General features: G+C 45.8%; 15 protein-coding genes and 1 pseudogene. All 16 read right to left on the bottom strand.

All coding sequences use genetic code 11. The features are described from left to right. Positions 1 to 424 (bottom strand): annotated as a pseudogene (locus Q0307_RS03170) (hypothetical protein); the annotation flags it as partial. 243 nt (positions 425 to 667) lie between these two features. Further along, the gene (gene rnhB / locus Q0307_RS03165) at positions 668 to 1243 is read right to left on the bottom strand and encodes a ribonuclease HII (RefSeq protein ID WP_298656396.1); all 576 of its coding nucleotides are present in this window, start codon (positions 1241 to 1243) and stop codon (positions 668 to 670) included. Beyond that, the gene (gene lpxB, locus Q0307_RS03160; RefSeq protein ID WP_298656393.1) at positions 1240 to 2382 is read right to left on the bottom strand and encodes a lipid-A-disaccharide synthase; all 1143 of its coding nucleotides are present in this window, start codon (positions 2380 to 2382) and stop codon (positions 1240 to 1242) included. Before lpxB ends, rnhB begins: the two co-directional genes overlap by 4 nt. Before the next feature lies 1 nt (position 2383). Then, positions 2384 to 3154, bottom strand: a complete 771-nt coding sequence (gene lpxA, locus Q0307_RS03155; protein WP_298656390.1) for an acyl-ACP--UDP-N-acetylglucosamine O-acyltransferase — start codon at positions 3152 to 3154, stop codon at positions 2384 to 2386. Next, entirely contained in the window at positions 3151 to 3600 is a 450-nt protein-coding gene (gene fabZ / locus Q0307_RS03150) for a 3-hydroxyacyl-ACP dehydratase FabZ (RefSeq protein ID WP_298656388.1), read from the bottom strand. The genes lpxA and fabZ overlap by 4 nt, the downstream gene beginning before the upstream one ends. 6 nt (positions 3601 to 3606) lie before the next feature. Continuing rightward, positions 3607 to 4647: a UDP-3-O-(3-hydroxymyristoyl)glucosamine N-acyltransferase gene (lpxD, locus tag Q0307_RS03145; RefSeq protein WP_298656385.1), complete on the bottom strand. Its 1041-nt coding sequence runs from the start codon at positions 4645 to 4647 to the stop codon at positions 3607 to 3609. Between the two features lie 2 nt (positions 4648 to 4649). Next, positions 4650 to 5228, bottom strand: a complete 579-nt coding sequence (locus Q0307_RS03140) for an OmpH family outer membrane protein (RefSeq protein WP_298656382.1) — start codon at positions 5226 to 5228, stop codon at positions 4650 to 4652. A gap of 33 nt (positions 5229 to 5261) precedes the next feature. Continuing rightward, entirely contained in the window at positions 5262 to 7553 is a 2292-nt protein-coding gene (gene bamA / locus Q0307_RS03135; protein WP_298656379.1) for an outer membrane protein assembly factor BamA, read from the bottom strand. Continuing rightward, positions 7553 to 8929 (bottom strand): RIP metalloprotease RseP, encoded by a 1377-nt coding sequence (gene rseP, locus Q0307_RS03130; RefSeq protein WP_298656376.1) that lies wholly within the window; start codon positions 8927 to 8929, stop codon positions 7553 to 7555. The genes bamA and rseP overlap by 1 nt, the downstream gene beginning before the upstream one ends. Next, entirely contained in the window at positions 8926 to 10101 is a 1176-nt protein-coding gene (ispC, locus tag Q0307_RS03125) for a 1-deoxy-D-xylulose-5-phosphate reductoisomerase (RefSeq protein WP_298656374.1), read from the bottom strand. Before ispC ends, rseP begins: the two co-directional genes overlap by 4 nt. A gap of 3 nt (positions 10102 to 10104) precedes the next feature. Beyond that, complete coding sequence (locus tag Q0307_RS03120; RefSeq protein ID WP_298656371.1) at positions 10105 to 10914, bottom strand: phosphatidate cytidylyltransferase; 810 nt, start codon at positions 10912 to 10914, stop codon at positions 10105 to 10107. Continuing rightward, a complete protein-coding gene (locus Q0307_RS03115) occupies positions 10907 to 11659 on the bottom strand; it encodes an isoprenyl transferase (protein WP_298656368.1) in 753 nt (250 codons plus the stop codon). The genes Q0307_RS03120 and Q0307_RS03115 overlap by 8 nt, the downstream gene beginning before the upstream one ends. An 18-nt stretch (positions 11660 to 11677) precedes the next feature. Continuing rightward, positions 11678 to 12235, bottom strand: coding sequence for a ribosome recycling factor (frr, locus tag Q0307_RS03110; protein ID WP_298656365.1), 558 nt, complete (start codon positions 12233 to 12235; stop codon positions 11678 to 11680). A gap of 2 nt (positions 12236 to 12237) precedes the next feature. Beyond that, complete coding sequence (gene pyrH / locus Q0307_RS03105; protein WP_298656362.1) at positions 12238 to 12951, bottom strand: UMP kinase; 714 nt, start codon at positions 12949 to 12951, stop codon at positions 12238 to 12240. 98 nt (positions 12952 to 13049) lie between these two features. Then, entirely contained in the window at positions 13050 to 13937 is an 888-nt protein-coding gene (tsf, locus tag Q0307_RS03100) for a translation elongation factor Ts (protein WP_298656359.1), read from the bottom strand. 46 nt (positions 13938 to 13983) lie between these two features. Beyond that, the gene (gene rpsB / locus Q0307_RS03095) at positions 13984 to 14763 is read right to left on the bottom strand and encodes a 30S ribosomal protein S2 (RefSeq protein WP_298656356.1); all 780 of its coding nucleotides are present in this window, start codon (positions 14761 to 14763) and stop codon (positions 13984 to 13986) included. Between the last annotated feature and the right edge of the window lie 74 nt (positions 14764 to 14837).

Below are 14837 nucleotides of genomic sequence, written 5' to 3'. Positions count from 1 at the left end.
TACCAGCACTGCCCTGAGCACCCTGAGCACCATTCGTGCCATTAGTACCAGCACTACCTTGTGAGCCAGTTTGGCCAGTAGAACCCTGAGCACCTTGAGCACCCTGTGCGCCTTGAGAACCATGTTGATGACCGCCACCACAGGTGTTGCAGCCATTATTATTAGTACCTTGACCAGTACCTTGACCAGTACCTTGACCTTGACCTTGACCTTGACCTTGACCTTGACCTTGAACACTTTGCAATAACTGCATGATCAAGGAAATCATTAAAGACAGCATTTGGAACTGAGAGGAGCCACCGCCAGACAATAAAGAAGCAAAATCAAAACCTGATGAACCACCATAGTTGGTAGTTGCGGTAGTACTAGTTGAACCCTGAATATTACCAGTGCTACCTGTATTATTATTCACAGAAAGTGTCATTATTAGATTCTCCTAAACACTCATTTAACATTGGCAAAGCTTTTTTAGACTATCTAGTTGGCTTTGCATTTTTTGATCTAGTCACGCATGCAGCAATCCATTTGAAGCACTTAACCGAGCACATCTTCCTTGTTTAATCTTGTCGATCGCTGTCAGGAGCATTTGTAACGGACACCGCTATAAACATCCAAAGCTAATAGGACAAGCGGGGAAGAATCAAAAACGAATGGTTGACAAGGAGAATTAGTGAGGAAACAGCGTTTTAATGGGCTTGAATGAGCGGCGATGAATAGGCAAAACCCCATACTGACGAATGGCATTTAAATGGAAAGGAGTGGGATAGCCCTTATGTTGAGCAAAACCATAAGCGGGATATAATTGATCTAACAAGACTAATTCAGCATCGCGACTGACCTTAGCCAAAATGGAAGCAGCACTGATAGCCGGTACGATGGCATCGCCACCAATAATTGCTTCCATGGAATAAGCCATCTTAGGGCAACGATTACCGTCAATCAGGACATGGTCAGGTTGGACTGCTAAGCCTGCTAGCGCACGTTGCATCGCTAAGAAACTAGCTTGTAGAATATTTAATTGGTCAATTTCTTCGACTTCAGCTCGGCCAAGACTCCAAGCTAAAGCTTTACTGCGGATTTCGAGATCTAAAGCCTCACGCTTTTTAGCAGACAGTTTTTTAGAATCTGCTAAGCCGATAATGGGTTGAGCAGGATGCAATATCACAGCTGCCGCGACGACTGCACCGGCTAGAGGGCCGCGCCCCACTTCATCAACTCCAGCAACCAACCGAAATTGACTCATGTGAAACGCTCCATAATGGCTTGTGCAGCCTTAGCGCTCGCATCGCAATGTAATTGAGTATGCAATGCTTGAAAGCGCTTAAAAATATAATGACGGCGCTCAGCAGGTAGCTGCACGAGACTCTCAATGACAGCTACTAATTCAGTTAGATTCGCTCGATCCTGCAACAGCTCAGGCACTAACTCTTCACCGGCTAGATTATTGGGCAAGGTGACATACTTCACTTTGGCGAGCTTAAAGGTTTGTACCAACCACCAAGTCAATGGCGAGACTTTATAAGCAGCCACCATTAAGCGTCCGGCTAACATACCTTCTAAGACTGCAGTGCCTGAAGCCATCAGCAGATAATCTGCGGCTTGCATCAATAAGCGTGACTGACCCTCTAAATACGTGATAGATAAATCAGGTGTAACTGTTTGCTGGATGGTTTGTAGCTGTGCTTTCAAATCAGCACGTACTGTTGGAATGACGATTTGTAAGTCTGGATACTTCGCTTTTAGGACTTGTGCTGTTTGTAAAAAAACAGCACCTAAAGCTTGTACTTCTTTAGTGCGACTACCCGGTAACACACCCAGTACCGGTTTAGCTAAATCTAAACTCAGTTGCTGACGTGCCTCTTGAACACTCGCGTTAAACTGTACTTCATCGGCTAAAGGATGACCGACGAATTGTGCCGTGACTTGATGCTTTTTATAAAAATCGACTTCAAAGGGAAACAAGGTCAGCATCAAATCAATCTTGCCTTGAATCTTTTTCACACGCTGTTCACGCCAAGCCCAAATGGACGGGCTGACATAATGCACAGTGGGGATGCCTTCAGCATGTAACTTCGCCGCTAAGGGCAAATTGAAATCAGGTGCATCCACGCCAATAAATAAATCCGGCGGGGTCGCCAGCCAACGCTCTTTGAGTTGTTTCCGAATTGACAGCAAGGCTGGTAAATCTTTTAAGACCTCCACTAAGCCCATGACTGAAAGCTTTTCCATTGGAAACAGACTGGTACAACCGGCTGCTTGCATTTCTGGCCCTGCAATCCCTTCAAACACCAAATCAGGCTTTAAAGCTTTGAGTGCTAGAATCAAACGAGCAGCCAGTAAATCGCCTGAAGCCTCTCCTGCAATAATCGCAATGCGTTGCATTTTAGCGAATTAACCCACGTTGGCTAGCTTGCACAAACTGAATCAAGCGTTGAATATCCTCAAACTCGCCATAGTCAGCTTCTAGCTGTGCGAGTGCTTCTTTGACAGTAATTTGTTGGCGATAGAGTAAGCGGTAGCTATCTTTAATGCGTTGAATAGCTTCACTAGAAAAGCCATTACGCTTTAAACCTTCTGCATTGATGCCACGTGGAATAGCGGGTGCACCATTTACCATGGTATACGGTGGCACATCTTTACCAATCGCACTCCCCATACCGGTAAAAGCATATTCGCCGACCGTACAAAACTGATGCACTAAAGTGAAACCGCCCAAAATCGCATAATCACAAATTACCACATGGCCTGCTAGAGTGGCGCTATTGGCAAAAACCGTATGATTACCCACGATACAATCATGCGCGATATGCACATAGGCCATAATCCAGTTATCACTCCCGATCACAGTTTTGCCCTTATCTTGAGCAGTACCACGATTCAAAGTACAACTTTCGCGGATCACATTACGGTCACCGATAATGAGTTCGGTGGGTTCACCTTTATATTTTTTATCCTGAGGAATCGCACCGACTGACGCAAACTGGAAAATATGATTATCTTCGCCCATTCGGGTTGGGCCTTCGATGACAACATGTGAAGCAATTCGTGTACCACGCCCAATACTCACCTGCTCGCCAATAATGCTGTAAGCACCGACCTCTACATCGGCCGCTAACTGAGCACTAGGGTGAATAAGAGCCGTTGGGTGAATCAAATGGCACCTTCTTTGGCAGCACACATTAATTCAGCAGAAGCGACTAGCTCGCCATCAACGGTGGCTTTGGTGTTGAACACCCACATGATACCTTTTTTCTTAACGATCTCAGCTTCTAAGAGTAGTTGATCACCCGGCTCTACTTGACGCTTAAAACGGGCTTTATCCACCGCAACTAGCATATACAGAGTATTCGGCTGTGGCTCAGCACTCATCGTACGAAACCCCAATAAACCGGTAGACTGTGCCATGGCTTCAATAATCAGCACACCGGGCATAATTGGTTTTTCGGGAAAATGACCGTTAAAAAACGGCTCATTTGCTGTGACATTTTTAATCGCTTTGATATAGCGCCCTGCTTCCAACTCAAGAACCCGATCTACCAACAAAAATGGATAGCGGTGGGGGAGGAAATTTTTAATCTCATTGACATTCATGCCGGACATAGAGCCTTAATCCTTATTGTTTTGTAGCTCAGCTAATTGCTTTTCAAGGCTAGCTAAGCGCCTCGCCATTTGATCTAACTGCCGGAAGCGTACCGCATTTTTACGCCATAAACCGTGCTCTTCAACGGTGACCCCTGAAGAATACACACCCGGCTCAGTGATTGAGTTAATTACAAAGCTAGTGCCTGTGATCGTGACCCGATCAGCGATGACTAAATGCCCTGCAATTGAACACATCCCAGAAATTTGGCAATGACTACCAATCTTGGCACTACCTGCAATACCGGTACAGGCCGCAATCACAGTGTGATCGCCGATTTGCACATTGTGCGCGATATGAATGAGGTTATCTAACTTCACTCCATCTCCAAGGCGAGTACTTCCCATGGCTGCCCGATCAATACAAGTATTAGCCCCAATCTCGACATCATTCCCCAAAATGACTTTGCCAATTTGCGGTATTTTATACCAGCCTGTCGATTCTGGCACAAACCCAAAGCCATCAGCACCAATGACTGCACCTGAGTGAATAATCGCCCGTTCGCCAATTTCAGTGTCGCTATACAGCATTACTTTTGGATAAAGCAAAGACTGCGCGCCTAACTGTACATTACGTCCTAAATAGCAACCTGCACTGATGACTGTGCCCGCACCTACTGTTACACCCGACTCTAACACCACATTAGCACCGATATGTACATCAGCACCTAAACTCACCTCTTCAGCAATCACCGCACTAGGATGAATACCGGCTGCGGGACGGTGCAGCGGATTGAACAGGGTGACGATTCGTGCATAAGTTAGATAGGGATTTTTACTAATAAGGGCATTGCCTTGGTACTGCGCCGCTAAATCAGCCGTGAGAATCAAAGCGCCCGCTTTTGACGTATTAAGCAGATTAAAATACTTGCGATCACGAATGTAGCTTAACTCATGAGCTTGAGCCTGCTCGATGGAAGCGACGGCTTGAATCGTTTTGTCTGCGTTGCCGTGTACAGTTGTTTGCGTAGCATCGGCAAGTGCTGCGAGCGTCCAAGTTTTAGACATGACTATTCTCCGCTGACAGACCCCGTCCCCTTTGAATCGCTTGAAGCAGCGGGTGTTTGCTGAGTATCGAATTGCTGCTGCAAATAAGCTAAAACCTTATCGGTAAGATTCACTCGCGCACTAGCAACAATGTAATTACTCTCACGGAAGACAATATCGATCTGTCCTTCCGCCCGTACTGTTTCAACGGCTTGCTCAACTTGTTCTTGAACTTTCTCTAAAGCCGCATCTTTAGCAAAACGAATTTCTTCACGCAAATCTTCTTGTTTACGGCTGTAATCACGCTCTAAAGTACGTAGCTCACGCTCACGTTGAATCCGCTCAGCTTCAGGTAAACTGTCACCGGTGGCTTGCAAGGCTTCCCGCGCTCGTTGTAATTCTAATTGCTCTTGCGCTAAAGCAGCTTCTCGCGCAGCAAATAAAGATTCTAAGCGCTTACCTTCTGCGGCAGCTTGCGGAGCTTGCTCTAGCACTTTCACGACATTAACCACAGCAATACGATAAGGCAGGCTTGTATCTTCCGCCCGCGCAGACTGCATGCCTAGAGTGAACAACAAGCCAATAAGCGCTAAACGCAGCACACTAACTATCCTAATTCTTGGAGCAAAACCTCCTTAGAAGGAGGCGCCGATACTAAATTGTAGGCTTTGCTCTTTATCGCCATCTTTTGCATTTAATGGCTTAGCATAGCTCACTTCAAAGGGGCCAATCGGTGATAACCACACGACGCCTAGCCCTGCGGAATAGCGTAATTCTGAAGATTTAAAACTATCGGAGGTATCAAATACATTACCACTATCTACAAAGGCGCTCATCTTCACGGTTTTCACATCAGCAGCGAACGGCATAGGGAATAAAACTTCAGCCGTCGTCGTTAATAGGGCATCGCCACCTTTAGCATCCCCTTTGGAATCGATAGGACCTAAGCTATTTTGCTCATAACCACGCACCGAACGAATTCCGCCTGCAGTATATTTTTCAAAGAAAGGTAAACCGTCTAAATCACCTTGTCCTTTACCGACGGCCACTTTGGCTTTTAAAGAGAAGGTATAATCATCATTAATCGCTTTGTAAAGCGCACCATCGTAAGAGAATTTGGTGTATTGCAAATCACTACCCGGTAAAGCACCTTGCACAGAGATGCGATGTCGTTGCCCCGCATTCGGGAATACACTGCGATTACGGGTGTCATGCACATAGCTTAAAGTAAGCGGTAATTGCTTATATTCTAGACCATGCTTAGCAGTGAAATCTTTGATGTGATCAGCAGGATCCTTACCTAAAATAATTTTGCGCTGCTCAGCCCCTGCGGTGAAACTCACTGAATCATTTTCACTGATCGGGAAGGCAAATTTCACATTTGCGCCGAGTTTATCCGATGCATACGCCGAAATATCCTCAGCGGCTGCATCGTATTCATTGTAGTAGATACTAAAGCCGCGACTTAAACCCTCAGGCGTATAGTAAGGATTATCATAAGAAATCAGGAAATTACGGTTCGACTCGCTGTTATCGATATTTACTTCCAATTGTTTGCCAGTACCCATGAAATTATCTTGAGTAACTGCTAAATTGACTAATAAACCTTGGGATTGGGAATAGCCAGCACCAATCCGGAATTGATTCGAAGAGCGCTCACTCACAATCACATTTAAGTCTACTTGATCCGGTGTACCTGCGACTGGCTCTGTGGTAATGCGTACCTCTTCAACATAAGGTAAGCGCTGCAAACGCACTTTAGAGCGCTCGACTTGTTCAGCCGCAAACCAAGAGCTTTCCAACTGACGCAACTCGCGGCGATAGACCTCATCTTTCGTGCGATTGTTACCACGAATATTAATCCGGCGCACATAAGTCCGCTTACCACTATCTACATTCAACGTAATATTAACGATTTTGCCTGCTTCATCAATATCAGGCTTTGCGCCAATTTTAGAGAAGGCATACCCTTGCTCACCTAAGTAAGTAGATAAGTTTTTGCGGCTTTCTTCCAAAGCTTTCTGCGAGAAAATGTCACCTTGGCGCAATTTCATCGAGTCTTGGACTTGTTGCTTGGTTAAGCGCTCAACCCCATAGACATCGACCGTACCAATTTTATACTGATCACCTTCATTCACACTGATGGTGATAAAAACGCCTTGTTTGTCGGGTGTCAGCGAGACTTGAGTCGACACAATCTCAAAATTTAGATAGCCACGATCCCGATAGAAAGAATTAAGCGCTTCTAAATCGCCGACTAATTTTTCTTTAGCAAACTTATCACGGCTACTGAAAGCTGGAATGGATAAAGTACGTGGTGTTCCAGACTCTAACTGCGAGAGCAGCTCTTGCTCAGTGAACGCTTTATTGCCGACGATTTTTACCTGCTTAATACGCGCAATTCCGCCTTCTTTAACCGCAATATTGACCTTTACTCGGTTATTCGCAAGCGGCTCAAGGGTGGTGTCAATGTTGACACCATAGTGCCCCATGTTCAGATATTGGGCTTCTAATTCGCGCTGCATTTTTAGCAAGGCCGCCTTATCTAGCATATCGCCTTTGCCAACATTTGCAGCTTTTAAAGCCTGCAATAATTGCTCGGTGGAAACTTTAGAATTGCCGGTGACATTAATTTCACCAATTGCCGGACGTTCTACCACTTTCACTACTAATACATCGCCTTGCCGAGCCAGTTGCACATCATCAAACAAACCCGTTTCGTACAAAGCACGAATCGCTTCGGCAGAACGATTATCATCAAACGGTTGCCCGACACGCGCAGGCAAATAATTGAGGACGGTTGCCTGAGCCACACGATCTAGGCCACTCACTTGAATATCTTGCACCACAAAACTGGCAGCCCAAACTACCTGCGATGCTGCTAACAAGCCGCTTACCATGGCCCAAGAAAGTGTCTGTTTTTTCATTAGTTGATTAACCGCATAATGTCGTTATACACCGCAAGCACCATGATGCATCCCACCACAGCCATGCCAAACCGAAGTCCGTATTCCTCAATACGAGGGGACACCGGGCTGCCCTTAACAATTTCGATCACATAATACAGCAGATGCCCACCATCCAACATTGGAATAGGCAATAAATTCAATACACCTAAGCTAATGCTCACTACCGCAAGGAAGCCTAGATAATACGGCAAGCCTGCAGAGGCGGTTTCACCCGAGTATTTAGCAATGGTCACCGGGCCACTAATATTCTTCAGAGAAACTTCACCAGTCAGCATCCGACCCATCAATTTGAGCGTTACAATCGACATCTGCCATGTTTTTTCAAGGCTCTTCGTGACAGAATCCAGCAAGCCTAAGCGTTGTCTAAACTGTAAGGTGGACAAAAGTTCAGTCGGCACGACCTCACCAATCCCTGCACCAATCTGCCCAATTTGCTTACCCTCTTTCTCTTTTAAGACAGGCGTAACGGTAATATCACTCACACCCGAAGCTCGTTCCACTTGTAACACAATGGGCTGATTGGGATGCTGCTGAATATATTTGACAAAAGACTCAGCATTCTCTGGCTTATTCCCATCGACGGAGAGAATTTTATCTTTAGATTGTAAGCCTGCCTTCTCTGCCGCAGACTCCGGTACAATTTGCCCAAGCATCAAATCGAGTCTAGGTGCCCAAGGTTCCAGACCAATTTTAGAGAGCACATCATTTTCTTCTTTGAACAAGGGTGTATTGCTTAAATCTAAGCTGCGCTCTGCCCAGTTACCTTCTTTCGTTTCAACTTGAATTTTTAAGGATTTAGTCAATAGAAACTCTTCGACGATAGTCAGCGCAGTTTCTTCAAAAGTTGCAACGGGTTGCTCATTAATTTGGATAATTTTATCGCCGGGCTGAAAGCCTGCTAAAGCAGCAGGGGTCTCTTTAATCGGCTTAACAAACGGGTGCATGGCTGGATTACCCGTCACCCCAAATACAAAGAAATAGATAAGTACTGCTAAAATAAAATTCGCCAATGGCCCTGCCACGACTACCGCCATGCGCACCCAGACATTCTGGCGGTTAAAAGCCCGATGCAGCTCTTCGGCAGGCACTTCGCCTTCGCGCTCATCCAGCATTTTGACATAGCCACCCAAGGGTAAAGCAGAAATCACGTATTCTGTTTGATCCTTAGGCGAAACATACGTCCACAAAGGCTTACCAAAGCCTACTGAGAAGCGTAAAACTTTAACACCTAAACGGCGTGCCACCCAGAAATGACCGAATTCGTGCACGGTCACCAGAATACCAATGGTGAGAAGAAAGGCGGGAAGAATGATCAGCAAGTTTTGTAGGTTCATAGCTTTCTATTATTTTTTATCCACGATGATGAAACGCTGCGGCTTACCTCATCCTGAATAATTATATCCTCTAAGTGTATAGGGGTTCCTGTATCTGCCAATTTCATCACATCACTGACCAAACGTGGAATATCCATGAAACCAATACGCCGTTCTAAGAAAGCCTGCACCGCAACTTCATTGGCAGCATTTAAAGCAATAGTCGCGAATCCGCCTCGCGCATGTGCCTCATAAGCTAAGTTCAAGCATGGGAAGCGTTGAAAATCAGGCTTTTCAAAATCCAAACGCGCGACTTTAAACAGATCTAAAGCTGCAACCCCAGAGGCTAAACGCTCAGGCCAACCCAAAGCATAAGCAATCGGCGTGCGCATATCAGGATTACCCAATTGTGCCAACACCGAACCATCATTATAGGCCACCATGGAGTGAATGGTACTTTGCGGATGTACCACCACTTCAATCCGCTCTAAAGGCATAGCAAACAACCAACTTGCCTCGATAACCTCCAAGCCTTTATTCATCAAAGTGGCCGAATCAACCGAAATTTTCTGCCCCATCGACCAATTAGGATGTGCAACGGCTTGTTCAGGTGTGACTGTATATAAATCTGCTAAAGCGCGCTGCCGGAATGGCCCGCCAGAAGCAGTTAAAAGAATTCGTTCAACACCCTGTCGACCTTGTAAGGGTAAGCATTGGAAAATCGCATTATGCTCGCTATCAATCGGCAAAAGCTCTGCCTGATGCTCGCACACAGCATCCATAAAAAGCTGGCCTGACATGACCAAGGCTTCTTTATTCGCCAGTAATACCCGTTTACCTACACGTGCAGCCGCTAAAGCCGGTAATAAGCCAGCCGCTCCAACTATTGCCGCCATCACATAATCGGTTTCAGGCGCAGCGGCTACTTGTTCTAAAGCCGCCTTACCGGCTAAGACCTCAGTTACACAGTCAACGGCTTTTAAGCGCTTAGCTAAAATTTGAGCGGCTTGTTCATTGAGCATCACCGCATAACGCGGTTGGCAAACCAAACACTGCTCGAACATGCGCTCAATATTGTGATTCGCAGTTAAGGCAAAGACCTTAAACTGTTCAGGATGGCGTTGTACTACATCTAAGGTGTTAAGCCCAATGCTACCTGTAGAACCTAAAATCGTTAGTGCTTTTAAACTCATTGTTTACAGTTTGCCTATGACAAAAAGCCCTAGTGCCAAAATCGGAATGGCCGCTACTAAACTATCAATACGATCTAAAATGCCACCATGCCCAGGTAACAAAGTGCCACTATCTTTAGCACCTGCCTGCCGTTTGATTAAGCTTTCAAATAGATCACCAGCAATCGACATCACGACCGCTAACATGGAGAAAAAGACAAAAACTAGACCACTACCAAAGCTCAAATCAGTGTAGAGAGCGCAAAGACAAGCCCAGATTAAAGTAACTGCTAAAGCACCCACAGCACCTTCACGTGTTTTCCCCGGACTCAAACTAGGTGCTAGCTTGGTCTTCCCAAAACGTTTTCCAGAAAAATAAGCAGCGATATCCGCAAAGGCGACTAAGCTAATCACATAAAACACATAGCCATAATGCAAATCATGCAAATAAACTAAAGTGTACCAAGCTGGAACTAGGACTAAAGCACAGAGTACGCGCAAGAGCCAAGGTTTAGTTTTGTAATAAGTGGTATCTGGCTGATAACTGCGTAAGAGATATAAGATAAATCCCCAAGTAGCCAAACTCAGTAATAAAATCGGCAATAAGGGAGGGGCTATTAAATAAATTAGATCCGCAATGAACATACTGCCAATCACTGCCCCTATACGCCTTTGCTTATCTGTAAACCCTGTTAAATTCGCCCACTCCCAAGTGCCAATCCCTACCATCAATAGGAGGGCAAGCTGATCAAAAAGAGGATTGGGGAGAAGAAAAATCGCGAGGGAGACAAACACAGCAAGAATAACGCCAGTAATAATCCGCTGCTTAAGCATGCACATCTCCTTGCTGGTTTTGGATTTGCTCGCTAGTCATACCGAAGCGGCGCTGCCGATTGGCATAAGCCTTAAAAGCTTCTTGTAAGGCTTGCTCATCAAATTCTGGCCATAATTTATCAGTGAAATACAGCTCCGTATAAGCCAATTGCCAGAGGAGAAAATTACTAATACGTTGTTCCCCACCAGTGCGAATAAATAAATCTGGCTCAGGCAAACCAAAGGTAGATAGTTCTTGATCTAAGGCTTGCTCAGTGAGTTCTTGGGCGCTTAACTCGCCACTTGCTAGCTTCGCGACGAGCTTTCGAGCGGCTTGCAAAATGTCCCAGCGCCCACCGTAATTCGCAGCAATTAAGAGTAGCATCCCCGTGCAATGACTGGTTTGCTGCTCAACCGCTGCAATTTTGTCTTGTAAAGAGCCTGAAAAAGCAGAACGATCACCAATAAAGCGCATGCTCACGTTGTGACGAATTAAGCCAGCAGTCTCGCGCTCTAAAACCAGCATGAAGAGCGACATCAAGCCGCTCACTTCTTCTAAAGGCCGTTTCCAGTTTTCACTACTGAAAGCAAATAAGGTCAGGCATTCCACTCCAGCCTGATTACAAGCGCGAATCACTTTACGCACTGATTCGACGCCGCGTTGATGCCCAATGAGGCGGGGCAGTAAACGTGCTTTTGCCCAACGCCCATTGCCGTCCATGACGATGGCGACATGCCGTGGAACGGCTTTTTTCTCAGCTTGCATGTGCCCGCTCCAAGGCCATTAAATAGCCATCAGATCCTTTTCTTTCTTCTCGAAAACGGCTTCTACTTCTTTAATATACTTGTCGGTGAGCTTTTGCACACCCTCTTCAGCGCGGCGTTCCTCATCTTCAGAAATCGTTTTGTCTTTTTCTAAAGCTTTTAACTCGCCATTTGCATCACGACGAATGTTACGAATGGCTACCCGCGCCCCTTCAGCTTCATGTTTAACAATCTTGACTAAATCGCGCCGCCGCTCTTCGGTTAAGGCTGGAACGGGAACACGAATCACCGTACCTGCAACCGCTGGATTTAAGCCTAAATCAGACTTGAGAATTGCTTTCTCAATCACCGCGACCATGGGCTTTTCCCAAGGGGTAATGCTTAAGGTGCGCGCATCTTCAATCGCAATATTGGCGACTTGGCTTAAAGCTGTGGGTGTGCCGTAATAATCAACTGAAATATGATCCAACAGACTAGGATGGGCACGGCCAGTACGAATTTTAGTTAATTCATTTTTCAGGGATTCAATACTTTTTTGCATGCGGGCTTCCGCACTTTTCATAATATCGCTAATCATTTTTAAACCTCGACTAAAGTACCGACAGGCTCACCGCGCACAATCGCATGTAAAGCACCTGCAGCAAACATATCAAACACTCGCAATGGTAGGTGATTATCACGACACATCACCATAGCGGTTAAATCCATTACACCTAGTTGTTGCGCAATCGCCTCATCAAAACTTAAGCGCTCGTAACGCGTGGCATTGGGATTTTTTTTCGGGTCAGCCGTATAAATACCATCCACTTTAGTCGCTTTCAGTAATAAGTCGGTTTGCAACTCGACCGCACGCAAACTAGCTGCCGTGTCAGTAGTAAAAAAGGGATTACCTGTGCCAGCGGCACAAATCACTATATCACCTTGATCTAAATAACGACGGGCTTGGTGCGCTGAGTAAGCCTCCCCGACTTGCGCAATCGTTAAAGCTGGCATAACTCGGCAAGTCCCACCCAACTGCTCGATTTGATCTTGCATCGCCAAGGCATTCATCACGGTAGCCAGCATCCCCATCTGATCGCCACGCACACGATCCATGCCAGCCGCTGCTAAAGTTGCACCACGAAATAAATTGCCACCACCAATCACTAAAGCCACTTGCACGCCGAGTGCACGCACCTCTAAAACTTCTGTGGCAACGCGTTTTAAAATAATAGGATCAATCCCAGAATCGAGATCACCCATTAAAGCTTCGCCGCTAAGCTTAAGGAGGATGCGGCGTGGTATTGTGTTCATGCTAAAACTTTCCAGAACTCAAGATGGCGTACTTTATACAGATGAAAAGAAAAAGGGGCAACCATGTTGCCCCTTCTCTTGTACACTTAAAGTGAGTTTTAGCCTGCTTGACGAGCTTGAGCAGCCACTTCTTCTGCAAAGTTTTCTTGCTTCTTCTCGATCCCTTCACCTGCTTCCATACGGGTAAAGGTGGTAACACTAGCCCCTTTGTTTTTCAACAATTGCGCAACAGTCACGCTTGGGTCTTTAACAAAGGCTTGACCTAATAAGGTCAGCTCGGCTAAGAACTTACGCATTTTGCCTTCAAGCATTTTTTCAGCAATTTCACGTGGTTTGCCAGTTTGCATGACGATATCTAATTGAACATCGCGCTCGCGCACTACTCGCTCTACTGGTATGCTAGATTCATCCAAACCAGCTGGATTATTAGCAGCGACATGCATCGCTAAATCTTTACCCATTTCAGCATCTGAACCCGTGTAAACCAAAGCTACACCGATTTTATTGTTGCTGTGGATATAAGTTGCAATTGCACCTTCACCCGCTTCAATAATTTGCGCACGGCGAACTTGGATGTTTTCACCGATTTTAGCCACTAAAGCTGCACGCGCTTCTTCAACGGTTTGACCACTTGCTAAGTGTACATTCGCTAAGGCTGCTACATCAGTCACACCGCTTGCCAGTACGGCCTCAGCCGCTGCTTCCGCAAACTGAATAAAGTTAGAATCTTTAGCGACGAAGTCAGTTTCACTATTGACTTCAACTAAAGAAGCTTGCTTTTGATCAGCGCTTAATTTAATAACTACACGACCTTCCGCAGCGATACGGCCTGATTTCTTTTCGGCTTTTAATGCACCTGATTTGCGCATTAAATCGATGGCTGCTTCCATGTCACCATTGGTTTCAGTCAGTGCTTTTTTGCACTCCATCATGCCTGCGCCAGTACGTTCACGCAGGTCTTTTACCATTGCCGCAGTAATTGACATTACTAGACTCCTAAATTCGAGAACTCAATTCAATCGCTAAGCTGGATTAGGCTTCGTCAGCACTATCGTCAGTTTCTGGAGCAGCCGCGACTTCTTCCACCTCCTCTTCAGCTGGCTCAGATAAATCCACACCTGATACCGCTGCAGAAGCATGGCCTTCCTTTACTGCATCAGCTGCGGCTGATACGTATAACTGAATGGCACGAATCGCATCGTCATTCCCTGGGATCACATAATCCACGTCTTTCAGTGAGTTATTAGTGTCCACAACGCCGATGACCGGGATACCCAGTTTCTTAGCTTCTTGAATAGCAATTTTTTCATAACCTACGTCGATGACGAAAATCGCATCGGGTAAGCCTTTCATTTCTTTAATACCGCCGAGGCTGCGCTCTAATTTTTCTTGCTCACGCTTGAGCATCAGCACTTCTTTCTTATTTAAGCGCTCAATGCTGCCATCTTCAGCCATTTTCTCTAACTCTTTCAAACGACGAATCGATTGTTTCACCGTTTTGAAGTTAGTCAACATACCGCCTAACCAGCGATAATTTACATAAGGCATTTTGCAAGATTGCGCAGCTTCACGAATTGCATCACGAGCAGAACGTTTAGTACCTACGAACATGATACGCCCACCACGGGAAGCCAATTTGCCAATGAAATTCATGGCATCATTGAACATAGGTAAGGTTTGTTCGAGGTTAACGATATGAATCTTGTTGCGTTCGCCGAAAATGTACTGACCCATTTTTGGATTCCAGTAACGAGTTTGGTGACCGAAATGGACACCAGCTTCCAGCATTTGACGCATGGTAACTTTAGGCATGGTAAATCTCCTGATTTGGGTTACGCCTCCACGTACCCCAAACTGCTCACTTAAGTTTTCTGCTTTACGCTAAA

The sequence above is a fragment of the uncultured Thiothrix sp. genome, assembly GCF_937873765.1.
Taxonomy (GTDB): domain Bacteria; phylum Pseudomonadota; class Gammaproteobacteria; order Thiotrichales; family Thiotrichaceae; genus Thiolinea.
Note: the sequence above shows the minus strand (reverse complement) of the source record. Positions and strands in the feature narration are given on the sequence as shown.

Excerpts from the sequence above, each read along its gene's own strand:
- rseP (WP_298656376.1), bottom strand. The coding sequence starts at position 8,929 with ATGAACCTACAAAACTTGCTGATCATTCTTCCCGCCTTTCTTCTCACC.
- pyrH (WP_298656362.1), bottom strand. The coding sequence starts at position 12,951 with ATGAACACAATACCACGCCGCATCCTCCTTAAGCTTAGCGGCGAAGCT.
- frr (WP_298656365.1), bottom strand. The coding sequence starts at position 12,235 with ATGATTAGCGATATTATGAAAAGTGCGGAAGCCCGCATGCAAAAAAGT.
- tsf (WP_298656359.1), bottom strand. The coding sequence starts at position 13,937 with ATGTCAATTACTGCGGCAATGGTAAAAGACCTGCGTGAACGTACTGGC.
- Q0307_RS03120 (WP_298656371.1), bottom strand. The coding sequence starts at position 10,914 with ATGCTTAAGCAGCGGATTATTACTGGCGTTATTCTTGCTGTGTTTGTC.
- ispC (WP_298656374.1), bottom strand. The coding sequence starts at position 10,101 with ATGAGTTTAAAAGCACTAACGATTTTAGGTTCTACAGGTAGCATTGGG.
- fabZ (WP_298656388.1), bottom strand. The coding sequence starts at position 3,600 with ATGTCCGGCATGAATGTCAATGAGATTAAAAATTTCCTCCCCCACCGC.
- rpsB (WP_298656356.1), bottom strand. The coding sequence starts at position 14,763 with ATGCCTAAAGTTACCATGCGTCAAATGCTGGAAGCTGGTGTCCATTTC.
- bamA (WP_298656379.1), bottom strand. The coding sequence starts at position 7,553 with ATGAAAAAACAGACACTTTCTTGGGCCATGGTAAGCGGCTTGTTAGCA.
- lpxD (WP_298656385.1), bottom strand. The coding sequence starts at position 4,647 with ATGTCTAAAACTTGGACGCTCGCAGCACTTGCCGATGCTACGCAAACA.
- rnhB (WP_298656396.1), bottom strand. The coding sequence starts at position 1,243 with ATGAGTCAATTTCGGTTGGTTGCTGGAGTTGATGAAGTGGGGCGCGGC.
- lpxB (WP_298656393.1), bottom strand. The coding sequence starts at position 2,382 with ATGCAACGCATTGCGATTATTGCAGGAGAGGCTTCAGGCGATTTACTG.
- Q0307_RS03115 (WP_298656368.1), bottom strand. The coding sequence starts at position 11,659 with ATGCAAGCTGAGAAAAAAGCCGTTCCACGGCATGTCGCCATCGTCATG.